This is a genomic window from Pannonibacter sp. Q-1 (assembly GCF_054073275.1).
Window position 1 is genome coordinate 502,668 of sequence record NZ_JBSXNB010000001.1, and the last position, 19,901, is coordinate 522,568.

At 62.3% G+C, this 19,901-nt stretch carries 20 protein-coding genes and 1 riboswitch; of the genes, 11 read left to right on the top strand and 9 right to left on the bottom strand.

Annotated elements, in window-relative coordinates:
• The first annotated feature begins 50 nt into the window (after positions 1 to 50).
• The 3 genes from ACVNHC_RS02305 to groL all read left to right on the top strand — a co-directional run bounded on the left by ACVNHC_RS02305 (position 51) and on the right by groL (position 3,716).
• Positions 51 to 1,481, top strand: a complete 1,431-nt coding sequence (locus ACVNHC_RS02305; protein ID WP_457166332.1) for a sigma-54-dependent transcriptional regulator — start codon at positions 51 to 53, stop codon at positions 1,479 to 1,481.
• 250 nt (positions 1,482 to 1,731) lie between these two features.
• Positions 1,732 to 2,019: a co-chaperone GroES gene (gene groES, locus ACVNHC_RS02310; protein ID WP_019963183.1), complete on the top strand. Its 288-nt coding sequence runs from the start codon at positions 1,732 to 1,734 to the stop codon at positions 2,017 to 2,019.
• A 56-nt stretch (positions 2,020 to 2,075) separates the two neighbouring features.
• Positions 2,076 to 3,716, top strand: coding sequence for a chaperonin GroEL (gene groL, locus ACVNHC_RS02315; RefSeq protein WP_050472022.1), 1,641 nt, complete (start codon positions 2,076 to 2,078; stop codon positions 3,714 to 3,716).
• 200 nt (positions 3,717 to 3,916) lie between these two features.
• Here the strand turns inward: groL and ACVNHC_RS02320 are convergent, their stop codons facing one another.
• Positions 3,917 to 4,819 (bottom strand): cobaltochelatase CobT-related protein, encoded by a 903-nt coding sequence (locus ACVNHC_RS02320; protein WP_457166333.1) that lies wholly within the window; start codon positions 4,817 to 4,819, stop codon positions 3,917 to 3,919.
• A 165-nt stretch (positions 4,820 to 4,984) separates the two neighbouring features.
• Here ACVNHC_RS02320 and ACVNHC_RS02325 point away from each other — a divergent pair, with 165 nt between their 5' ends.
• Both ACVNHC_RS02325 and ACVNHC_RS02330 read left to right on the top strand, forming a co-directional pair.
• A complete protein-coding gene (locus ACVNHC_RS02325; protein ID WP_457166334.1) occupies positions 4,985 to 5,548 on the top strand; it encodes a hypothetical protein in 564 nt (187 codons plus the stop codon).
• A 69-nt stretch (positions 5,549 to 5,617) separates the two neighbouring features.
• Entirely contained in the window at positions 5,618 to 6,166 is a 549-nt protein-coding gene (locus ACVNHC_RS02330; protein ID WP_050472024.1) for a hypothetical protein, read from the top strand.
• Positions 6,167 to 6,226: 60 nt separating this feature from the next.
• Here ACVNHC_RS02330 and ACVNHC_RS02335 read toward each other — a convergent pair whose 3' ends face one another.
• Positions 6,227 to 6,931, bottom strand: coding sequence for a glutathione binding-like protein (locus ACVNHC_RS02335; RefSeq protein ID WP_058897868.1), 705 nt, complete (start codon positions 6,929 to 6,931; stop codon positions 6,227 to 6,229).
• A 169-nt stretch (positions 6,932 to 7,100) separates the two neighbouring features.
• Here ACVNHC_RS02335 and ACVNHC_RS02340 point away from each other — a divergent pair, with 169 nt between their 5' ends.
• Positions 7,101 to 7,307, top strand: coding sequence for a SlyX family protein (locus ACVNHC_RS02340; RefSeq protein ID WP_050472026.1), 207 nt, complete (start codon positions 7,101 to 7,103; stop codon positions 7,305 to 7,307).
• Between the two features lie 10 nt (positions 7,308 to 7,317).
• On the opposite strand, the gene ACVNHC_RS02345 is transcribed toward ACVNHC_RS02340, so the two are convergent.
• Entirely contained in the window at positions 7,318 to 8,319 is a 1,002-nt protein-coding gene (locus ACVNHC_RS02345; RefSeq protein WP_457166335.1) for a hypothetical protein, read from the bottom strand.
• 121 nt (positions 8,320 to 8,440) lie between these two features.
• Positions 8,441 to 8,552: riboswitch (SAM-I-IV-variant riboswitch) on the top strand.
• A 70-nt stretch (positions 8,553 to 8,622) separates the two neighbouring features.
• On the opposite strand from ACVNHC_RS02345, the gene ACVNHC_RS02350 reads away from it, so the two are divergent.
• Positions 8,623 to 8,910 (top strand): hypothetical protein, encoded by a 288-nt coding sequence (locus tag ACVNHC_RS02350; RefSeq protein WP_050472028.1) that lies wholly within the window; start codon positions 8,623 to 8,625, stop codon positions 8,908 to 8,910.
• Between the two features lie 283 nt (positions 8,911 to 9,193).
• Here ACVNHC_RS02350 and ACVNHC_RS02355 read toward each other — a convergent pair whose 3' ends face one another.
• The 5 genes from ACVNHC_RS02355 to ACVNHC_RS02375 form a co-directional block, all read right to left on the bottom strand.
• The gene (locus tag ACVNHC_RS02355; RefSeq protein ID WP_019963192.1) at positions 9,194 to 9,610 is read right to left on the bottom strand and encodes an acyl-CoA thioesterase; all 417 of its coding nucleotides are present in this window, start codon (positions 9,608 to 9,610) and stop codon (positions 9,194 to 9,196) included.
• Between the two features lie 21 nt (positions 9,611 to 9,631).
• The gene (locus ACVNHC_RS02360; protein WP_058897870.1) at positions 9,632 to 10,321 is read right to left on the bottom strand and encodes a Crp/Fnr family transcriptional regulator; all 690 of its coding nucleotides are present in this window, start codon (positions 10,319 to 10,321) and stop codon (positions 9,632 to 9,634) included.
• Between the two features lie 232 nt (positions 10,322 to 10,553).
• Positions 10,554 to 11,351, bottom strand: coding sequence for a ChbG/HpnK family deacetylase (locus tag ACVNHC_RS02365; RefSeq protein ID WP_457166336.1), 798 nt, complete (start codon positions 11,349 to 11,351; stop codon positions 10,554 to 10,556).
• A 111-nt stretch (positions 11,352 to 11,462) separates the two neighbouring features.
• Positions 11,463 to 12,995: a glycosyltransferase family 39 protein gene (locus tag ACVNHC_RS02370; protein WP_457166337.1), complete on the bottom strand. Its 1,533-nt coding sequence runs from the start codon at positions 12,993 to 12,995 to the stop codon at positions 11,463 to 11,465.
• A 13-nt stretch (positions 12,996 to 13,008) separates the two neighbouring features.
• Entirely contained in the window at positions 13,009 to 14,136 is a 1,128-nt protein-coding gene (locus tag ACVNHC_RS02375; protein WP_457166338.1) for a glycosyltransferase, read from the bottom strand.
• A gap of 200 nt (positions 14,137 to 14,336) precedes the next feature.
• On the opposite strand from ACVNHC_RS02375, the gene ACVNHC_RS02380 reads away from it, so the two are divergent.
• From ACVNHC_RS02380 to hisG, 4 genes are all read left to right on the top strand, one after another.
• Positions 14,337 to 14,786 carry a group III truncated hemoglobin gene (locus ACVNHC_RS02380; protein ID WP_457166339.1) on the top strand — a complete coding sequence of 150 codons (450 nt, stop codon included), beginning with the start codon at positions 14,337 to 14,339 and terminating at the stop codon, positions 14,784 to 14,786.
• Between the two features lie 635 nt (positions 14,787 to 15,421).
• A complete protein-coding gene (gene hisS / locus ACVNHC_RS02385) occupies positions 15,422 to 16,957 on the top strand; it encodes a histidine--tRNA ligase (protein ID WP_457166340.1) in 1,536 nt (511 codons plus the stop codon).
• A 10-nt stretch (positions 16,958 to 16,967) separates the two neighbouring features.
• Positions 16,968 to 18,137, top strand: a complete 1,170-nt coding sequence (locus tag ACVNHC_RS02390; protein ID WP_457166341.1) for an ATP phosphoribosyltransferase regulatory subunit — start codon at positions 16,968 to 16,970, stop codon at positions 18,135 to 18,137.
• Positions 18,134 to 19,102, top strand: a complete 969-nt coding sequence (hisG, locus tag ACVNHC_RS02395) for an ATP phosphoribosyltransferase (RefSeq protein ID WP_457166342.1) — start codon at positions 18,134 to 18,136, stop codon at positions 19,100 to 19,102. Before ACVNHC_RS02390 ends, hisG begins: the two co-directional genes overlap by 4 nt.
• A 147-nt stretch (positions 19,103 to 19,249) precedes the next feature.
• Here the strand turns inward: hisG and ACVNHC_RS02400 are convergent, their stop codons facing one another.
• Positions 19,250 to 19,888, bottom strand: coding sequence for a DNA-3-methyladenine glycosylase I (locus tag ACVNHC_RS02400; RefSeq protein ID WP_457166343.1), 639 nt, complete (start codon positions 19,886 to 19,888; stop codon positions 19,250 to 19,252).
• Between the last annotated feature and the right edge of the window lie 13 nt (positions 19,889 to 19,901).

The window sequence follows — 19,901 nt, forward strand, 5'->3', positions numbered from 1 at the left end:
CAGACAAGACCTGCCTGAAGACATCTGACAAGAGCGGGAGTAACCCGGGGATGGGGAGCCTTCCGGACCTCACAAGGTCCATTCATGTGCGCGTTCTTGACGCAAGCCCGGCGGATGCAACCCGTGCAGCCACGGTCTGTGCGCGGCTGAGCGGTGCTGTTGCCGAGCCGCTGATCTATTCGGACCCGCGCCAGTGCCTCGATGCGCTGAGCGACGCTTCGGCCGATGTGTTGATCATCGACATCGAGACGGCCGGTGGAGACGAGGCGCTTGCCCGTTTTGCCGTGCGCAGCCCCGGTGCGATCATCATCGCCACCAGTTCCCACGGTTCCGTCACGCAGGCCATGAATGCCATGCGCGCCGGAGCACACGACTTCATCGCCAAGCCCTTCACGCTGGATGCCTTGATGAGCAAGGTGCAGGCCCAGCTCGACGGCCGCCGCCCGCAGCTTCAGCCCCAGTCCGCACGCCGGGATACCCCGGCCATGCGCCAGATGGATCCGGCCTCCCGCGCGCCCATCGGCCGCTTCACCGGCACATCACAGCTGATGACGGGCGTCTACAATCAGATCGGCCGCCTTGCGCCGTCTGATGCCCCGGTCTTCATCACGGGTGAATCCGGCACGGGCAAAAGCCTGTGTGCCGAAGCGATTCACGTTCTGTCCGGCCGGGCCGGCAACCGCTTTGTCTCTATCAACTGCGCCGGGCTTTCGGTGGAGCGGATCGACACGGAGCTGTTCGGTGATGGCAGCGAGGCCTATCCTGGCGCCACGGCACAGGCGGCCGGGGGCACGCTGTTCCTTGATGAGGTGAACGAGCTGGACCTGTCGCTTCAGGCCAAGCTTCTGCTGCTGCTTCAGGACAAGGGGCTGGCGAAGCCGGAGGACGGCGCGCCATCCAGCCTGCGCATCATGTGTTCTTCCAGCCGCGATCCTCTGGCGGAAGTCGCCACGGGCCGTCTGCGGGAAGACCTTTATTACCGGCTGAACGTGCTGCCCGTGCATCTGCCGCCCCTGCGCGAGCGGCGCGAGGACATCCTGCCGCTGGCACTGGAGTTTCTGACCCGCTTCGCCGGAGAGGACCGCAGATCCTTCCGCGGCTTTGATGCCGATGCGGAAGCTCGGCTTGAGGCTTATGCCTGGCCCGGCAACGTGCGCCAGCTGGAAAACACCATCCGGCAGATCGTGGTGATGAACAACGGCACGGCGGTCACCTATGACATGCTGCCGCATTTCATCCGGGAGGCCTCTGCCCGCGCCCGGCTGGGCAGTGATGAAGCCCGCGAGCGCCGCCGCCCCGCACGCGGCGCCCGGCCGCTGGCTGCCATAGAGCCCCTTTGGGCGCAGGAGCGGCGGATCATCGAGGATGCGCTGGATGCCTTTGACGGCAATATTGCGCTGGCTGCTGCAGCGCTCGAGATCAGCCCCTCGACCATCTACCGCAAGAAGCAGTCCTGGTCGGAGCGCTCTGCCGCCATGTGAACGCAGACCGAGCGGCGCAAGGCCCCCGAAAGTCCGAAAACCCGAATCCTCCGGCCAGACAGGCCGGAGGATTTTTCGTTTGGTCCGGCATTGACAAGGCCCGCAGGCGCTCCTAAATCGGGGGCTGTTAGCACTCGCTGTTGAGGAGTGCTAACAAGACGCGGGGCAACCCGCGATCTCTCGAGCCATCAACATTATGGATTGCGTGCTGCTTCATATGGGGGCACGCCGCATGAGAGGAAAGAGCCAAATGACGTTTCGTCCGCTGCACGACCGTGTCGTTGTTCGTCGCGTAACCTCCGAAGAGAAGACCGCCGGCGGCATCATCATTCCGGACACCGCCAAGGAAAAGCCGCAGGAAGGCGAAGTCGTCTCCGTCGGCGCTGGCGCCCGCAAGGACAACGGCGAACTGATCCCGGTTGACGTTAAGGCTGGTGACCGCGTGCTCTTCGGCAAGTGGTCCGGCACCGAAGTCAAGATCAACGGTGAAGACCTGCTGATCATGAAGGAATCCGACATCATGGGTGTGATCGCCTGATCAGGCGGACCTCCGGATTTCACTGACATCAACCCAAATTAGAGTGAGACGATAAAATGGCTGCCAAGGACGTAAAGTTCGGTGCTGATGCCCGCGAAAAAATGCTGCGCGGCGTCGATATCCTCGCAAACGCCGTCAAGGTGACCCTCGGCCCGAAGGGCCGCAACGTGGTCCTCGACAAGGCCTTCGGCGCTCCGCGCATCACCAAGGACGGTGTGTCGGTTGCCAAGGAAATCGAGCTGGAAGACAAGTTCGAGAACATGGGCGCCCAGATGGTGCGCGAAGTGGCCTCGAAGACCAACGACATCGCCGGTGACGGCACCACCACCGCCACCGTGCTGGCCCAGTCCATCGTCAAGGAAGGTGCCAAGGCTGTTGCCGCCGGCATGAACCCGATGGATCTGAAGCGCGGCATCGACCTCGCTGCTGCCGAAGCCGTGAAGTACCTGGTCTCGGTTTCCAAGAAGATCACCACCTCTGAAGAAGTCGCTCAGGTCGGCACCATTTCCGCCAACGGCGACGTGCAGGTCGGCAAGGACATTGCCGAAGCCATGCAGCGAGTCGGCAACGAGGGCGTGATCACCGTCGAGGAAGCCAAGTCTCTCGAGACCGAGCTGGAAGTCGTCGAGGGCATGCAGTTCGACCGCGGCTACCTGTCCCCGTACTTCGTCACCAACGCCGAGAAGATGCTCGCCGAGCTGGAGAAGCCCTACATTCTCCTGCACGAGAAGAAGCTCTCCAACCTGCAGGCCATGCTGCCGGTTCTCGAAGCTGTGGTGCAGTCGGGCAAGCCGCTCCTCATCATCGCTGAAGACGTCGAAGGCGAAGCTCTGGCGACCCTCGTCGTCAACAAGCTGCGCGGCGGCCTCAAGATCGCTGCCGTCAAGGCTCCGGGCTTCGGCGACCGCCGCAAGGCCATGCTGGAAGACATCGCCATCCTGACCGGCGGCACGGTGATCTCCGAAGACCTCGGCATCAAGCTGGAGAGCGTCACGCTCGACATGCTCGGCCGCGCCGAGAAGGTCTCCATCTCCAAGGAAAACACCACCATCGTTGATGGCGCTGGCTCCAAGGACGACATCGCTGGCCGCGTTGCACAGATCAAGGCGCAGATCGAGGAAACCACCTCGGACTACGACCGCGAGAAGCTGCAGGAGCGTCTGGCCAAGCTGGCTGGCGGCGTCGCCGTCATCCGCGTTGGCGGTGCAACCGAGATCGAAGTGAAGGAAAAGAAGGACCGCGTCGACGACGCCCTGAATGCGACCCGTGCGGCCGTTGAAGAAGGCATCGTCCCGGGCGGCGGCACCGCGCTCCTGCGCGCCAAGGCTGCTGTCGAGAAGCTGTCCTCCGACAACGCTGACATCCAGGCCGGCATCAAGATCGTCCTGCGCGCTCTTGAGTCCCCGATCCGTCAGATCGTCGAGAACGCCGGCGTGGAAGGCTCGATCGTCGTCGGCAAGATCCAGGAGAACAACGACGTCTCCTTCGGCTTCGACGCTCAGACCGAGACCTATGTCAACATGATCGAAGCCGGCATCATCGACCCGACCAAGGTCGTGCGCACTGCCCTGCAGGACGCCGCTTCCGTCGCCGGTCTGCTGATCACCACCGGCGCCATGGTTGCCGAGCTGCCCAAGAAGGACGCTCCGGCAATGCCGGGCGGCGGCATGGGCGGCATGGGCGGCATGGACTTCTAAGAAGTCCATCAGCCTCGAAATACGGAAAGGGCGGCCCTCGGGCCGCCCTTTTTGCATGGCCGCCCATTTTTTGTGATGCGCCTATACCGAGGTTTAAAAGCGCAGTTCAAATTCGCAAAGTATCTATTCTAGAGAGAAGTCCGTGTACGCAAAAGTAAATTTCAGAAATAAAAGAAAATAAATAATAAGAAATTCGTAAACTATACAACAATACCCTTGATTAAAAGGGGAAATAAATAGGATATATCTTCAACTGAGTTGATTCTAAAATTCTTCTCATAAAAATACTCGACGCACGATGCGTCCCCAATTCCAATACCGATAATATCTAAATTTTCAACCTCTCGTTTTTTAACTAAAACCTTGCGTAAATGACGGGTTAAGTACTCATCATCGTTATTGAAGAGAGTCGCATCATCGGCTGGAACCCCATCAGACAGGACTATTAAAGTTCTTCTTTGCGCTGGTATTGCCAGCAGCCGTCCCAGAGCCCATTCAATGGCTTCACCGTCAATATTCTCCTTCAGCAAGTCAGGTCGGAACATAGGCTTGAAAAGACTTCCACATACCGGAACAACTGATTCATCCGCCGCCTTGTAAACCAGATGTAACAAGTCGTTCAGACGCCCAGGCAGCATTCGTCTGCCGTTCCGCCGCCATAATGCACGGGCCTCGCCTCCTAGCCAGTTGACAGTTGTAAAGCCGAGGATCTCAGTTTTGACATTGAACTGCGCCAGAAGCTCATGTGAAATTTGGCAAGCAGCTGCTGCCAGCAATATGTTCTGTCCGCGCATTGACCCTGAATGATCAACGAGAATGGAGACGGCAGTGGTGTCAGACCGCGCCATGAAGTTCTTATCTTTGACGCGTCCAACCATTTCCATGACAGCACTCTGCGTGCTTTGGCGCAGCTCGGGTAGCTGCCGCGAAAATATGGCCCAAGCATCTTCGCATTCAATGCGTTGCGCTTCAGATAACTCTCCATGCAATAATTCAATATTACTTGCGCCTATCACAACATCAAAATCCTCAGTATAAGCATAATAACTTCGGAAGAATGATTTATTGAGAAAATTACTAAATAATTCTGATAATAATATCACCTATGATAGTTCCTTTTAAATTTTACTCACTTCACTTCATGCATCGTCCAAATATAAAATAAAATCACAAGGCACAACCTTTAAGCGAACGACGTCGCCGGATTATATTCACATCCTTCCCCCGCCAGCGTCCTTCAAGGCAGGGCAGCTGGGGCCGGGATGGTCATGAATATTCAGGAAATTCTCGCCGAGAGGTCGGTCTGGACCTCGGACTTCATGGACGCCACCGCCCATCTTGGGGCGCATGTGGCGGAGCCGTTTCTGACGACGGTCAATCTGGTGACGATCCATCAGATGACGCGGTCAGCCAAGATCGGATTGGTCACCGCCTGGCAGGAGGACCCCGGCCTTGCGGAGGATCTGGGGGCGAGCTGGGCGTGGAGCCTTGATGACCGGCACTATCTGGTGCGCGCCCTGCGGCTGGAGCGCGAGCGGCATCTGGGGCTGAACTATTTCCCCTTCGAGGTGGACGGCATCCGCAGCCTCATCGCGGCGGCAGAGGCCGCCTCCCACGGGCACCGGCACGTGCATCCGGTCTTCGTGCTCTACACCAGCTTTACCGGACCAGAGCACCGGATGAGCGAAGGCTGCCTGTTCATCGATGCGCGGCGGATGCAGGACTTTCTGTTCAACCGCAACCGCCTGACGCTTCGCCCGGCCATCGTGACCCTTGAGGAGGCCCGGCATGCGGGCGCCCGGCCCTGGTATGAAATGTTTCCGCTGAAGTGAGGCGGGATGCTCACGCGCCCTGCCCTGCCTGCGTCAAGGCAAGAGACAGACCAGCGCAGGGAGCAGTCCATGTCTCTTACCGACGTTCTCAAGACCCAGTCCACCTGGACCTACAACATCATGAAGGCTTCTTCCAATCTGGGCGAGGTGATCCGGGAAGACGCGATCACGAGTGTCAATCTCGCCGTGATCAATGATCAGTCGACCGGCCAGAATCTCGGCCTCGGCACGACAAGCCTGCAAGGCGCCAAGCTGGAGATCGAATTCGGCGGTGACTGGATCTGGAACTACAAGGGCTCCGTCCTGCTGGTGCAGGCGAAGAAACTCGATGTCGTGAACAGGTTCCCGTTCTACACGATCGACATCAATCAGATGAACACCCTGATTGCCACCACAAAGAACGGCTACTTCGGCGACAGCCCGGCCATCGGGCTCTACGTTTTCTACAACAGCTTTTCGGACGAAAACCCGGCCGATTTCGGCTGCACGATGATCAATGCCACAACGCTGCAGACACAGCTGACGCTAACGGGCCAGATCAACCAGAAGACGGCGCAGGTGTCTCCTACTCAGATGAAGACGGCCGGCTGGGCCCCCTGGTGGCAGATCTTTGCGTGATCGGCCCATGTCATGAAGACCGGCCCGGCCTTGGCGCCGGGCCGGATTGATCCTTGTTTCTCAGCCCCGCGCCGGAATATTGACCGCCTTCTGGCTGGCCGGGCGGGCCATGCAGGCTTCGAACCAGCGCAGCACGTTCTTGCGGGTGGCAAGGTCCACGTGCTCTGCTGCCTCATAGAAGCCGGAGAGGGTGCGCAGCCAGGGCCATGAGGCCATGTCGGCGATGGTGTAGTCCGCGCCCATGATGAACTCGCGGCCCTCAAGACGCTGATCGAGCACACCCAGCAGGCGCTTCACCTCGTCGCGGTAACGCTCGAACGGGCGGCGGTCCTCATATTCGCGGCCCGCGAATTTGTGGAAGAAGCCGAGCTGGCCGGACATGGGGCCAAGGCCGCCCATCTGCCACATCAGCCACTGGATGGTCTCATACTTCCCGGCCGGATCCTCCGGCAGGAATTGGCCCGTCTTTTCCGCAAGATAGATGAGGATGGCACCCGATTCCCAGATACCGAAAGGCTTTCCGTCCGGGCCATTGGGGTCGATGATGGCAGGGATCTTGTTGTTCGGGTTCAGCGACAGGAACTCGGGCGTCATCTGGTCACTGGAGCCGAAATCCACAAGATGCGGCTCATAGGCAAGGCCCGCTTCTTCCAGGAAGGCGCTGACCTTGATGCCATTCGGCGTCGGCAGGGAGTAAAGCTGGATACGGTCAGGATGCTGGGCCGGCCACTTCCGGGTGATCGGAAAATCCGCAAGGCTTGTCATGTTCGGGCTTTCGCTCTTGTGCCAAAGGGCGGGAGGGGAGATAAGACGCGAGGCAGAGCACCCCGCTTGTCTAACTTAAGCATCTTGTCCGCCCTGCCAAGACCGTACCCTGTCAGAATTTCCAAACCTGCGGCTGAGACACGGCCACATATCACGAGAGGCCCTTGCCATGATGGATGAAGACCGCGTCGTGAATCTGGAAATCGGCCTTGCCCATGCCATCCGCACCATCGACGACCTCAACGCCGTGGTCATCGAGCAGGGCAAGCAGATCGAGCGGCTGACGCGCAAGCTGCGGGAAATGACGGACCAGATCGACGAGCTGATCGAGACGGGCATTTCCGCCCATCCCGTCACCCGCCCGCCGCATTATTGAGTGCGAAAACTCAATTGTTCACGAAGCCATCGATCATCGAGACGATGGACTGGCTTTGCGCGCTCTTCGCATTGGCATTCGGGTTCGTTACCGGGAACAGATTGAAGAACTCGCGGGCGTAATATTCGTTGCCGCTGGCGATTTGCGGACCTGCGACATCATAGTTGTTCGTCGCAAAGGACGCATTCTGCTGGTATTGGCCAAGCCAGTCATACTTGTTCCAGATCGTGGCACCAGCCACATTGCCAGCCAGAGAGGCAAAGTTCTGGCCGGCGTACCAGTTGGCAAGCGCGGCTGGTGTCATCAGCGTATGGCCCGTATGCACCTGGTTGCGCGCCGTGGGCACCAGCGCAATGCTGGCGGCATAGGCAGCTCCCGTACCCTGCGCCGCCGCAACCTGATTGGGCTGAATGCGGAAATCCATCAGACAGAGCGGCCGGAGGCGCTTGTTGATCTTGGATGGAAAGAACGAACTTTCCCAACCTGCATTCTTACGCGCCCAGAATGTGCCCTCGAGCGCCCCTGCATTCACATAGTAGAGGCCGGTCGGGCCCGTTGCCTGCGACCGCCCATTCATGTCCACCAGATCGCCTGTCGTGATCGCCTGCGCATTTGCAATCATGGCGGCAATCGTCGCCTGAAAATCAGCAAGGGAAACGCCGAGGCGGACAAAGACATAATACTTGCTCTTGTAGACCGGCCCCTGAACCTGCTGAAGACTGGACGAAAGCGCCGTACGCGGGTTGGTGATCTGATTGATCATCCCCGCCACCGCAAAATAGACGCGCGTGCGGGCCGTAGTCGCCAGAAAGCCAGCCTGATGCAACGGCCTGAACCGGGTCGTATTGTCCGACCCCGCCAATCCGTAATAGGTGCTTGGCAACTGAGTGCCCTGCAACACGAGATGGTCCTCGTAGTTGCTGCTTTCCGCCCGCGGATCCAGCCGCACGGTGCCGAAGCCCGCATTGTTGGCATCGATCATCTGCAAGGTGGCATCGGTCTGCTGGGGCATCTGACTCTCCCGGAAAGGGTGGCGGCTCGGCCGGATTTTCGCTCTGTCAGCTAGACGCAGAGCGGGAGGCAGACGTGAAATTCCCGCTGATTGACCCCGCAAAAGGTTTGTGCCATAAAGCCCGCATCATCAAGAGAAGGGCTGGCGCCCTCGCCAACCTGCCCGGCCGGGCAAGGTGGTCCCCGCAAAGGGATGTGGCCATGGGGAAACCCAGGGCAACCAAGCGGTCAGAACGTCAATGCGCCAGTCCTCCTCGGGCAACCGAAGGAGGATTTTTTAATGTCGAGAAGAGAGAGTAACGCCGTGAACGCATCCGTCCAGATTGTCCTGGCCGGGGCACAGCTGAAGGACCTGGCCGCACCTGCCGCCCGTTCTTCCCTGACCGCCTCGGAGTTTTATGTCCTGCAGCGCCTGCGTCAGTTGAAACTGACCGCCGCGCTCCGCCGTACACATGCGCCGCTGACCTCAGAGATGCGCAAGACACGGGTGGAAGGGCTGATCGCACTGTGGAACACTGGGTGTTCCAAAGCGGTCGACGAAAGCCTTTACGCCGATCTCGAGCGTCGCGCCCGGCAGAGCTTTCCCGGCTGAACCGCCGCGGAACCCGTTCCCGAACCACGCTATTTTCACGTGCCATGGCTGAAAAGCCTTGCGCTTCGTGCTGTTCCGCCTGCCCCCAAACAGGCCACAAGCCGGTCAGGACTGCCTGACCGGCTTCTTCTTTCTGTTCGTCATGGCAAGACGAAAGTGGAGAGGCTTTCACCAATGGACTGATGCCAAGGCTTTCGATGCTGACGCATCACGCCTTGAAATCGCTCAGGCGCCGCACGGGCTTGACCGCCCCTCAATGAGCCCGGTTCACCGGAGGGTGGCCTCAACACTCCGCCGGAACCGGACGCGGACGGCCATCCTCATCCACGGCGACGAAGGTGAACATCGCTTCGGTCACCTTTTCCCGTTGGCCATAGCGATGGCGCAGGGCCCAGGCTTCCATGTTGATTTCCATGGAGGACCGGCCGATCCGGCCAACGCGGGTGTAGATGCACAGCACATCGCCCACATGCACCGGGCGGATGAATTTCATCCGGTCGATTGCAATGGTCACAACGCGGCCACTGGCGCGCTGGCCGGCGGCAATGCCGCCTGCAAGGTCCATCTGCGACAGCACCCAGCCGCCGAAAATGTCGCCCGAGGCGTTGGTATCGGCCGGCATGGCCATAGTGCGAAGGGTCAGGTCACCGGTTGGCTGTTCGGTTTCTGCGTCCGAAGTGGCTGTCACATGGCTCTCCATGAAAGACGGTGGGGAGGAAAATCAGAGGGTTGCCGCCTGCTTGAGCACTTCCGGGCGCTCCAGGCAGTAGTAACCGGAGATACGGCTGATGGTGCCGAGCCGCTTCCAGTCGTTCAGCACACGGCTGACGTTCTCGCGCGCAGCGCCTGCCATATTGGCAATCTCGGACTGGCTGAGCTTGTAGTGAATGAGGATGCGGCCGTTATCCAGCGGCTTGCCGAAGGTCTCCGCCAGCTGCATCAGCGTCTGAGCCACGCGGCCCGGCAGCGGCAGGAAGGAACGGGCGGCCAGAACATCGTTGGACTGGCGCAGCCGCTTGCCGACGATGGACAGCATGTGGCGGTACAGCTGCGGATTCTCATCAGCGAAGCGCTCGAAGGCCGATTTGTCGATGAAGGCAAGCCGTGCCGCCTTCAACGCCGTGACGGTGGCCGAGCGCGGCCGGCCATCCAGAAGCGCCAGTTCACCCACCAGATCCCCCGGCCCCAGCACGGCGAGCAGCTGCTCATCCCCTTCGACGGACAGAATGGAGACCTTGAGCGAGCCTTCCAGAATGGCGTAGCAGCCATTGCCCGGATCGCCGGTCTCGAACAGGATCGCTCCCTGGTTCACCTTCATCGGACGCGCCAGACGGGTGAGCCCGTCCGCCAGTTCTGACGGCAGCCCCTCGAGAGTGAAGCTGTTGTCGAGAAAACCCTTGAGATCCGACACGAGACGCTGCCCCTTGGCTCATGGCAGACACACGGCCCTGCGCCGCCCGCCTGCCCAGTAAAAATTGTCTACCCTGCCTCTGGCAATCTCGCAAAAACTGCCCATATCCACAATAGCAGACAGCGAAAGCTGTTTGCCTCCTCCCGAAGAACGGCTCCAGCCCCCACTGGAGCCGTTTCCGTTTGCGGAAGGCAGATCGAGGACTGGCAGGAGAAAACCGGCTGGTACACCTTCAGTAAAGGAAGATGTCCTTCTCTGCCAGTGTGTTGAAGAATTTGAGGCTTTTGAGCACGGCAAAATGCCGCTCGCGCCTTGCAAGCTCCGCCTTTGGCAGCTGCCGCCGCAGACGGTCATCGATGATCGCAGGCCGCGCCACGACGAAAGCCATTTCGGGAAGTCCGTCGAAGTGATGCCTCAGCGCCTCCTGCAGTTCCGCCTCGGTTGGCGGGTCCGGCAGCATGGGGCCGCTGGCCAGCAGCGGAAAGCCAAGCTTCAACACAAAGCGGCTGAAACGGCGCAGCGCCCGCCCTTCCCCTTGCGGGTAGATGAGAAGCGGACGGGTGGCAAGGCCCTCAGCCTCCACCGCCCGTGCCAGCAGCCGAACCAGAGCCCGGTGGCGCATCAGGCCATCGGACAGGGTGATGAATTGCGGTTCAGCGCCGAAATGCGCCATGAAACTGCGGAGCTGGGCGGCCATCTCCTCAAGGATGATTTCGTCGGGCAGCAGCCCGAAACCTGCGCGGCGGCCAAACCAGCCGGGGCTGCGGAAGGATGGCCCCAGTTCCTGCTGCCAGCGGGGGCTCATCGGCATGCCGAAGGCGCCTGTCAGCGTCAGGGTGAGGCCAACCAGTGCATGACCTGCGCCGCCATCCACGACCTCGCGCAAGGGCGCATATTCACGCCGCCACAACTCGGAGAAAGCAAGACAGCCCACCGCGCTGAGGCGGCCCTGCGCCAAAAGCTCGCGGATCGCCCGGTCCGTGCCGAACGCGAAGCCATAATCGACTGCCGCCAGGGTGATCCGTTTCATTCCGCCCCCTACCCGCAATTTATCGCGGGGCACCATGCCTCTTTGCTAACCGCAAAAAGGCTTGGAATACAATCGGAAACAGAAATTCAGACATAACCTCGCGGCATCAGCCTATTGCGCGCCCATCCAAAGCACGGGGTCAATCGGCTCCAGCGGCGGGCCTTCCGGCTGCTCGACGGCATAGACCAGAAGGTCTTCCAGCGGCACGCCGTCGACCTTGCGCGTGAGGGTTGCCACAAGCTCCACCCGGCCAAAGGTCTCCGACAGCCGCTCGGCCGCATCGCGCCGCGCTTCGGTGACATAGAGCCCCGGCACGGAGAACAGCTCCGGCCCCGGCTGCGGCATCATCACATAGCGGATGCGGTCATTGAGCTGGATGACAGGAATCTCACCCCGGAAGGCAAAGGCCATCTGGCCATTGAGGCCGTAGCCCATGGTGGCGATGTAGCCAGCCCCTTGCGCATCAGCGATCTGGCGCAGTTCATCATGGATCTGCTGCCAGCCGCGCATCTGGAACGTGGGGTCCTTGCGGGCGAACTTACCGGTGAAGGGCGACACCGCATGCACCTGTACCGCAGTACCAAGCCCAAGCCCCAGCACAATCGCCACCGCTGCAAGCCTGCGCCAGAAGCGTGCTGTGCTTGCAGCCACAAACACCGCGGCCATGATGCAGAAGGCCGGGAACACAGGTGCCGGCCAGTTGCCCTGCACACGTGAATGCAGCGCATGGACGAGCAGATAGGCAAGGAACGGCAGCGTGGTCAGCACGATTAGCCCGGCGCCTGTCTCGCCCTTGCCCATGCGCCGGATCAGTTGCCACAGCCCGGCCAGCGCCGGAATGGCCACCAGCGGATTGAGCAGACCGAGGAAGGCGCCGATGAATTCGATGATGAACTTTTCCGTCCAGTCACCCCGCCCGGCGCGGCCGAACTGCTTGTAGAACGAAGCCCAGTCATGGCCCGCATTCCACATCAGCACCGGCGACAGCACGGCAAGAGCAATGAGCCCGCCCACCCACAGCTGCCAGGAGAAGAACCAGCGGCGGTTTGCGGGCATCAGCAGCCACAGCACGATCCCGGCGCCAAGGAACAGCACGGAATATTTGGAGACGAGCCCAAGACCTGCGAACAGCCCGGCAGCCAGCCACCAGTTGGGTTTTCCTGAAGCGGTGAGTTCCGCCAGAGCCCAGAGCGTCAGACCCCAGAAGAACACGGAAGGCGCATCGGGCGTGGCAATCACCGCGCCGATGCCGACGAGCAGCGTCGCGTTGAGAAACAGCACGGACAGCCCGGCCACACGCGGGCCGAACAGCAGGAAGGCCGTGCGCCACAGCGCCAGCGACCCAATGGCCGCCGACAGGATGCTGACGAGCCGCAGCCCCAGCGCCGTGTCACCGGCCATCTGCTGGCCCAGCCAGATCCACCAGGCCACCATCGGCGGGTGGTCGTAATAGCCGAAAGCCGGATAGAGGCCCCAGAGCCGGTAATAGCCCTCGTCCTCGACGATATAGGCACTGGCCCCCGTCCAGAGGCGCAGCGCCGTCAGCGCCAGCACCAGAAGGACAAGCAGCTTCGGCTGCAGCCACAGCGGCAGGTCTGCCACTCTTTCGCGGCCTGTTCCCAATGCGCCCGTCTGTCCAGCCATGATCAGGTCACCCTCAGGACTTGCGCCAGGTCAGCACGGAGGAGGCAGCATAGTTCCACACCGCGCCCATCACCGCACCGGCAGCGCCCGCAATCCACCACACCGGCTCGTTTTCGTAAATGAGGTTGGCAACGCCGACATTGGCCAGCACGCCGACACTGCACACCGCATAGAAGGTGACGAGGCCGCGCAGCATGGCAAGACCTGTCAGACGCCGGTCGCGGTAGGTCAACTGGTTGTTGAGGAGGAAGTTGGTGGTCATGGCAACGAAGGTCGCGGCAATCTGTGCCTGGTTGAAGTCCAGCTCCAGCGCCAGCAGCGACGCGCGCAGCGCCACCAGATGCACCAGCACGCCGCTGGCGCCCACAAGGCTGAACATGAGGAAGCGGACGGACACCATGTCGCCCAGATACTTCGAGACCAGAAGGCCCAGATAATCCAGCGTCACCAGCGTATCGAGCTTGCTTTCCCCCTCCTGCCGCTCGCGGAAGACAAAGGGCAGTTCGCGGATGCGCAGGCGCCCCTCGCCGCTGGCCACGATGTCCAGCAGGATCTTGAAGCCTTGCGCCGACAGACGCGGGGCAAGTTCATCGACCACTTCCCGCCGCAGCATGAAGAAGCCGCTCATCGGGTCGGAGAGTGTCACCTTCAGCAGCTTGCGCGCCAGCGCGTTGGCGAAATTGGAGCCCGCTTTGCGGATCGCGGACAGGCCCTCGCCGATATCGCCGCCTTCCACCTTGCGGCTGGCCACCGCCAGATCCACCTCGCCGGAGCGCAGCGCCGCCAGCATGCGCGGCAGCAGCGTCTCGTCATGCTGCATGTCCGCATCCATCACGGCCACAAAGGGGGCCGAAGACGCCAGCATGCCTTCGACGCAGGCGCCCGAAAGGCCCCGGCGCCCCACCCGGCGGATGACGCGGATGCGCGGATCTTCGGCGGCAATGGCACGGGCTGCGGCGGCGGTGCCGTCGGGCGAATTGTCATCGACGAAGATGACTTCCCAGGCCACGCCTTCCAGCGCCTTGCGCAGTGCCGCGATCACCAGCGGCACGTTGCCCCGCTCATTGTAGGTCGGCAGAACCACCGTGAGTTCCGGCGCGGCGCCGCGTTGCGCCTCTGTCCGGTCCAGGCTCACATCCATGCGGAAAATCCGTTCTTCAATCATCTTGCGGCGGCCATCTGCCTGCCGGTCTGTTTGGCCGGGAACATAGCCAAAAGGCCGCCATTTGCAAGCGAGGCGCGGTTGACGCCAGCCTGCGGCCCCTTGCCGCCCGCGCAGCTTTTGCCGTGCCTTTGCCGGTGCCCACCGCTAGACTGGCGGCCTGATCAGGAAAGCAGGCCATGACCTCTGTCGATATCCGCCCCGCCGTCACCCGCGTGCCCATGCATGAAAGCATCACCCGCGAGGAGATCAACACGCTGGTGGACAGCTTCTATGATGCCGTGCGCGCCGACGAACGCCTCGGCCCCATTTTCGAGGCCCGCATGGCCGGGCACTGGGACGCGCATCTGGAACGGATGAAGGGCTTCTGGGGCTCCGTGCTCCTGAAGACCGGCGAATACAAGGGCCGCCCGGTGCCCGCCCACCTGCCCATGCGCCAGGAGGTGGAAAGCGATGATTTCCGCCGCTGGCTCACCCTCTTCCGCGCCACCGCCCGCCACGTCTTTGCCGACCCGGAAGCTGCCGCCATCGTCATCCGCCAGGCCGAGCGCATCGCCACCAGCCTCTGGCTCGCCATGCTCGGCACCCCCTTCGACCGCCCGCCGGGATTTCTGTTCGGGGAGGAATAAGGGGGAAGGCGCTCTCTTTTGAGCACAGCGCCCTTTTTCCACCTTGAGCTACGATATGCAGGCTTCGTGCATGAAGCCAGAGACAGATGGGGAAGGTCTGAAGTCTCGTTACTCCGGCAAGGCGTTTCAGCCCCCCTCCCCCTGGTGGGGAGGGGCAAGGGGGTGGGGGGAAAGACCTTTCCGTTTGGCAAAGTCTCCATTGATTACAGACAGCTTCTCCTCTCCAGCCTCTTCAGGAAAAACTTCTTTTTCAAACCCTTGCGGACTCAGAGCCCCCCCACCCCTTACCCCCCCTCGTGGGGAGGGGTAAGGGGAGACCCTGTCACAGAGCAGATGCATCACTGCGGACGATGTCCGAACCTGATATGTGAATCCGGTAGCCTCAAGGGGGAGGGGAGCTGAACCGCCGTGCTGTGTAGGGCAAACAGCCTTTTTCCCCTGCCATCCATTTCAAACGCCGCCCACCACAGGAAGAGGGCGTGCAGGCTGAAAACAGGCACCGCCCTCCTCCCCGCCCAATGCCTTGCCCGGCGGGCTGGTTTCGTCTAGGAAACAGCCAGCCGTTTCAGGGGCATGAAAGCCGCTGGACATGACCGCAAGCCCGTTGCACAGCATCCCGGAAAGCAGCCTGTTCCATGTCAAATCCGAAGACCCAGAAACTGAAGGCGCGGCTGCCGCGCGGCTTTGTTGACCGTTCGGCAGCGGATATCCGCGCCACGGAAGAAATGGTCGCGAAGATCAAGGCGGTCTACGAGCTTTACGGGTTTGACCCGGTCGAGACGCCGATGTTCGAATACACCGACTGCCTCGGCAAGTTCCTGCCCGATACGGACCGCCCGAATGCGGGCGTCTTTTCCGTGCAGGATGATGACGAGCAGTGGCTGAGCCTGCGTTATGACCTGACGGCCCCGCTCGCCCGCCATGTAGCCGAGCACATCAACGAGATCCAACTGCCGTTCCGCAGCTACCGGGCGGGCTGGGTGTTCCGCAACGAAAAGCCCGGCCCTGGCCGCTTCCGCCAGTTCATGCAGTTCGACGCCGACAGCGTCGGCGCGCCGGGCGTCGGGGCTGACGCCGAAATGTGCATGATGTTCGCCGACACGCTGGAGGCCCTTGGGCTGAAGGGCCAGTATGTGGTGCGCGTCAACAACCGCAAGGTTCTGGACGGTGTGCTCGAAGCGATCGGCCTTGGCGGCGAGGCGGACGGCGAACAGCGTCTGACCGTGCTGCGCGCCATGGACAAGTTCGACAAGTTCGGCAGCGAAGGTGTGCGCCTGCTGCTGGGCGCAGGGCGCAAGGACGAGAGCGGCGACTTCACCAAGGGCGCCGGGCTTGCGGACGCTGCCATCGCCGCCATCCTCGAAATTCTGGAAGGCGGCTCGCTGGAAGCCCTGCTGGCTGATGGCGAGGACCTTGCCTTCAAAACCCCGGCTCTGGCGGCCCTGCCCTTCAATGCGGCGCTTCATGACGGCTTCTCGGAGCTGCGCGCCATCTCCGGCCTCGTCCGCGCCGCGGGCTACGGCCCTGAACGCATCAAGATCGACACCTCCGTCGTGCGCGGCCTCGAATATTACACCGGCCCCGTCTATGAGGCGGAACTGCTGTTCCCCGTCACCAATGAAAAGGGTGAGGTGGTGCAGTTCGGCTCCGTTGGCGGCGGCGGGCGTTATGATGGTCTGGTGAAGCGCTTCACGGGCCGCGATGTTCCGGCCACGGGCTTTTCCATCGGCGTGTCGCGCCTGATGAGCGCGCTGAAGAACCTCGGCAAACTGGAAGGCAGCGAGACACTGCCGCCGGTTCTCGTCACCGTCATGGACGGTGATGCAGACGCCATGGCCAGCTATCAGGCCATGACCCAGCAGCTGCGGCAGGCAGGCATCCGCGCCGAGATGTATCAGGGCAACTGGAAGAAGTTCGGCAACCAGCTGAAATATGCCGACAAGCGCGGCTGTCCGCTGGCCATCATTCAAGGTTCCGATGAGCGCGCCAACGGCGAAATCCAGATCAAGGACCTGATCGAGGGCAAGCGTCTTTCAGGTGAAATAACCGACAATGTAACATGGCGCGAAAGCCGCCCGGCCCAGGTGACGGTGGCCGCAGGCGAGCTGGTGGAAACCGTGAAGCGCATGCTGGCCGGGCAGGCCGAAGACCGCGCCCGCGCGGCAAGCTGAGGACAGGACGATGACGGGAAGCACCGCAGCAAACGGATCAGGGGCCGATGCCGGCACCGCACGGCTGGCCGCAACCGCACTGGCGCGGCTGCAGGCCGCCGGGCATACGCGCATCGATCCGCCGATCCTGCAGCCTGCGGACACGTTTCTGGATCTGGTGGGCGAGGACATCCGCCGCCGCCTGTTCCTGACCAACGGTGCCGATGGGCCGGAGCTGTGTCTGCGCCCGGACTTCACCATTCCCGTCTGCCGCCAGCATCTGGAAAGCGAACCGGCCAACCGGCGCGATGACTATTGCTACGCGGGTCCCGTGTTCCGCCAGCGCCCCGGCGGCATCGGCGAAATCCCGCAAGTTGGCGCCGAAAGCCTTGGCCGCTCCGACCGGGAACAGGCGGATGCCGCCATGCTGGCGCTGGCGACCGGCGTGCTGGCCGACCTTGGCATCAGCGATCCGGTGATCCGCATCGGCGACGAAACGCTCTTCACCGCCGTTCTTGCCGGGCTGAACCTGCCCGTGGTTTGGCAGCGCCGCCTGCGCGGGCTGTTCGGCGAGACGGCCCGGCTGGACGCGGCCATCGCCCGCATGGGCGGCGAAGGCGTGCAGGATGACAGCGCTACCCGCCTCGGCTTCCTCGCCGCACTCGACGGCGCCAATCATGAAGCCGCGCAGCAGGTGGTCACCGATCTTCTGTCCATCGCCGGCATCACCGCCGTGGCCGGGCGCAGCGCCAGCGAAATTGCCGAACGCTTTCTGGAGCAGGCCGCCCTTGCCAACGGCTCGGGCGCCAATGCGGGCGCGGCGGCCACCTTGCGCGAATATCTCGCGATCAAGGGCCAGCCGGATGTGGCGCTTGGCGAGCTGAAGGCCTTCGCCAGCCGTCATGGCCTGGACCTTTCCGGCCCGCTTGCGGCCTTCGAGGCCCGGCTTGCGGCCATCAACGCCCACGGCCTTGCCGCCCCGCGCATGCAGTTTGCCGCTGATTTCGGCCGCCGCCTCGACTATTATACCGGCTTCGTCTTCGAGATGACCGCTGCAGGCCATGACCTGCCGGGGCAGATCGTCGGCGGCGGGCGCTATGACAAGCTGCTGCGCCTGCTGGGCGCCCCGCACGAGGTGCCCGCCGTCGGCTTCTCGCTGTGGCTGGACCGGCTGCAGACCGTTGTGGAGGCTCGCGCATGACCCGTCTGATCATCGGCATTCCCTCCAAGGGCCGCCTGCAGGAAAAGACCTCCGAGTTCTTCGCCGCCAGCGGCTTGCGCATCGTCCAGCCGGGCGGCGACCGCAATTACCGCGGCGCCATCAAGGGGCTGGAGGATGCGGAAATCGCCTTCCTCTCCGCTTCCGAAATCGCCCGCGAACTGGCGGAAGGCACCATCCACTTCGGCATCACCGGGCTGGATCTGGTGCATGAAAGCATCGCCGCGCCGGAGCGCCTCGTGCATGTCGTCACCCCGCTCGGCTTCGGCCCGGCGGATGTTGTCGTCGCCGTGCCCAAGGCCTGGATCGACGTGGAAACCATGGCCGACCTTGGCGACGTGGCCTCCGACTTCCGCGCCCGCCATGGCCGCAGCCTGCGGGTTGCCACCAAATATGTGAACCTGACCCGTGCCTTCTTCGCCCGTCAGGGCATTGCCGATTACCGGATCGTCGAGAGCGCCGGCGCCACGGAAGGCGCGCCTGCCGTCGGCTCTGCGGAACTCATCGTCGATATCACCACCACCGGCTCGACGCTGGAAGCCAACGCGCTGAAGATCCTGAAAGACGGCGTCATCCTGAAGAGCCAGGCCCATCTGGTCGCTTCGCTGAAGGCGGACTGGAGCGGCACGGCACTGGGAGCAGCCCGCACCATTCTGGACCGGGTGGCGGCTGAAGAAACCGCAAGGGGCCTGCGCATCGTCCGGGCGCTCGTCACCGATCCGCGCGGCGCGGTGAAGGCCGTGCTGCCGCTGGGAGCTGAACTCGCCTTCGGCCATCCGGCCGACGAAACGGTTCTCGCCCTGCTCTGCCCCAAGGATCAGGTGGCCGACTGCGCCCAGAAGCTGATCGAGCATGGCGCCCAGACGGTCAGCGTCGAGACGCCGGACTACATCTTCCGCAGCACCAACCGCCTGTTCGATCCGCTGGCGGAAAAGGTGAGACCCTGAAAAATGGCCGCCTTGCGGGCTAGAGAGCGCAAGGCGGCCAGTCTCATCGGGGGAAGACCGGTGCGCCGCGCGGGGGGCTGCGGCACCGGCAACCGTTTCTGCAACAGCTTCACGGTATGAGATGTACGCTGAAAGCTGCCCGGCGGATCAGGCCGGCATGGCAACCGGCCGCGCGAATGTGGCACGGTGTGCTTCCAGCGGCGCACGGCGGCAGCAGCCCTCAAGGTGATCGTTCACAAGGCCCATGGCATGCATGAAGGCATAGACGGTGGTCGGCCCGACAAAACTCCAGCCGCGCTTCTTGAGATCCTTGGACAGGGCCACACTTTCCGCTGACTGGGTGATCTGCGACAGCGTCGCCCGGTCACAGCGCAAGGGACGTGCCTCCGGCTTCGGCTCGAAACGCCAGAAATAGGCCGCCAGAGACCCGAACTCGGCCTTCAGCTCGATCGCGCGCCGGGCGTTGTTGATGGTGGAGACGATCTTGCCACGGTGGCGTACGATGCCCGTATCCGCGAGGCAGCGGGCAATGTCATCCTCTCCGAACTCCGCCACCTTGTTGAAATCAAACCCGGCAAAAGCCGCGCGGAAGCCTTCACGCTTGCGCAGGATCGTCAGCCAGGACAGGCCGGACTGGAAGCCTTCGAGGCAGATCTTCTCGAACAGGCGGTGATCATCCGTAACGGGCCAGCCCCATTCCTCATCGTGATAGATGCGGTAATCCTCCAGCCCGCCATACCACTTGCAGCGGTGCTGGCCATCCGGCCCCTCGATCAGACCATCCATTCCTGCCTCCCGC

What these genes read in the sequence shown, in the direction of transcription:
- ACVNHC_RS02305 (WP_457166332.1), top strand. Translation starts at nt 51, where the DNA reads ATGGGGAGCCTTCCGGACCTCACAAGGTCCATTCATGTGCGCGTTCTT.
- groES (WP_019963183.1), top strand. Translation starts at nt 1,732, where the DNA reads ATGACGTTTCGTCCGCTGCACGACCGTGTCGTTGTTCGTCGCGTAACC.
- groL (WP_050472022.1), top strand. Translation starts at nt 2,076, where the DNA reads ATGGCTGCCAAGGACGTAAAGTTCGGTGCTGATGCCCGCGAAAAAATG.
- ACVNHC_RS02325 (WP_457166334.1), top strand. Translation starts at nt 4,985, where the DNA reads ATGAATATTCAGGAAATTCTCGCCGAGAGGTCGGTCTGGACCTCGGAC.
- ACVNHC_RS02330 (WP_050472024.1), top strand. Translation starts at nt 5,618, where the DNA reads ATGTCTCTTACCGACGTTCTCAAGACCCAGTCCACCTGGACCTACAAC.
- ACVNHC_RS02335 (WP_058897868.1), bottom strand. Translation starts at nt 6,931, where the DNA reads ATGACAAGCCTTGCGGATTTTCCGATCACCCGGAAGTGGCCGGCCCAG.
- ACVNHC_RS02340 (WP_050472026.1), top strand. Translation starts at nt 7,101, where the DNA reads ATGATGGATGAAGACCGCGTCGTGAATCTGGAAATCGGCCTTGCCCAT.
- ACVNHC_RS02345 (WP_457166335.1), bottom strand. Translation starts at nt 8,319, where the DNA reads ATGCCCCAGCAGACCGATGCCACCTTGCAGATGATCGATGCCAACAAT.
- ACVNHC_RS02355 (WP_019963192.1), bottom strand. Translation starts at nt 9,610, where the DNA reads ATGGAGAGCCATGTGACAGCCACTTCGGACGCAGAAACCGAACAGCCA.
- ACVNHC_RS02365 (WP_457166336.1), bottom strand. Translation starts at nt 11,351, where the DNA reads ATGAAACGGATCACCCTGGCGGCAGTCGATTATGGCTTCGCGTTCGGC.
- ACVNHC_RS02370 (WP_457166337.1), bottom strand. Translation starts at nt 12,995, where the DNA reads ATGGCTGGACAGACGGGCGCATTGGGAACAGGCCGCGAAAGAGTGGCA.
- ACVNHC_RS02375 (WP_457166338.1), bottom strand. Translation starts at nt 14,136, where the DNA reads ATGGATGTGAGCCTGGACCGGACAGAGGCGCAACGCGGCGCCGCGCCG.
- ACVNHC_RS02380 (WP_457166339.1), top strand. Translation starts at nt 14,337, where the DNA reads ATGACCTCTGTCGATATCCGCCCCGCCGTCACCCGCGTGCCCATGCAT.
- hisS (WP_457166340.1), top strand. Translation starts at nt 15,422, where the DNA reads ATGTCAAATCCGAAGACCCAGAAACTGAAGGCGCGGCTGCCGCGCGGC.
- ACVNHC_RS02390 (WP_457166341.1), top strand. Translation starts at nt 16,968, where the DNA reads ATGACGGGAAGCACCGCAGCAAACGGATCAGGGGCCGATGCCGGCACC.
- hisG (WP_457166342.1), top strand. Translation starts at nt 18,134, where the DNA reads ATGACCCGTCTGATCATCGGCATTCCCTCCAAGGGCCGCCTGCAGGAA.
- ACVNHC_RS02400 (WP_457166343.1), bottom strand. Translation starts at nt 19,888, where the DNA reads ATGGATGGTCTGATCGAGGGGCCGGATGGCCAGCACCGCTGCAAGTGG.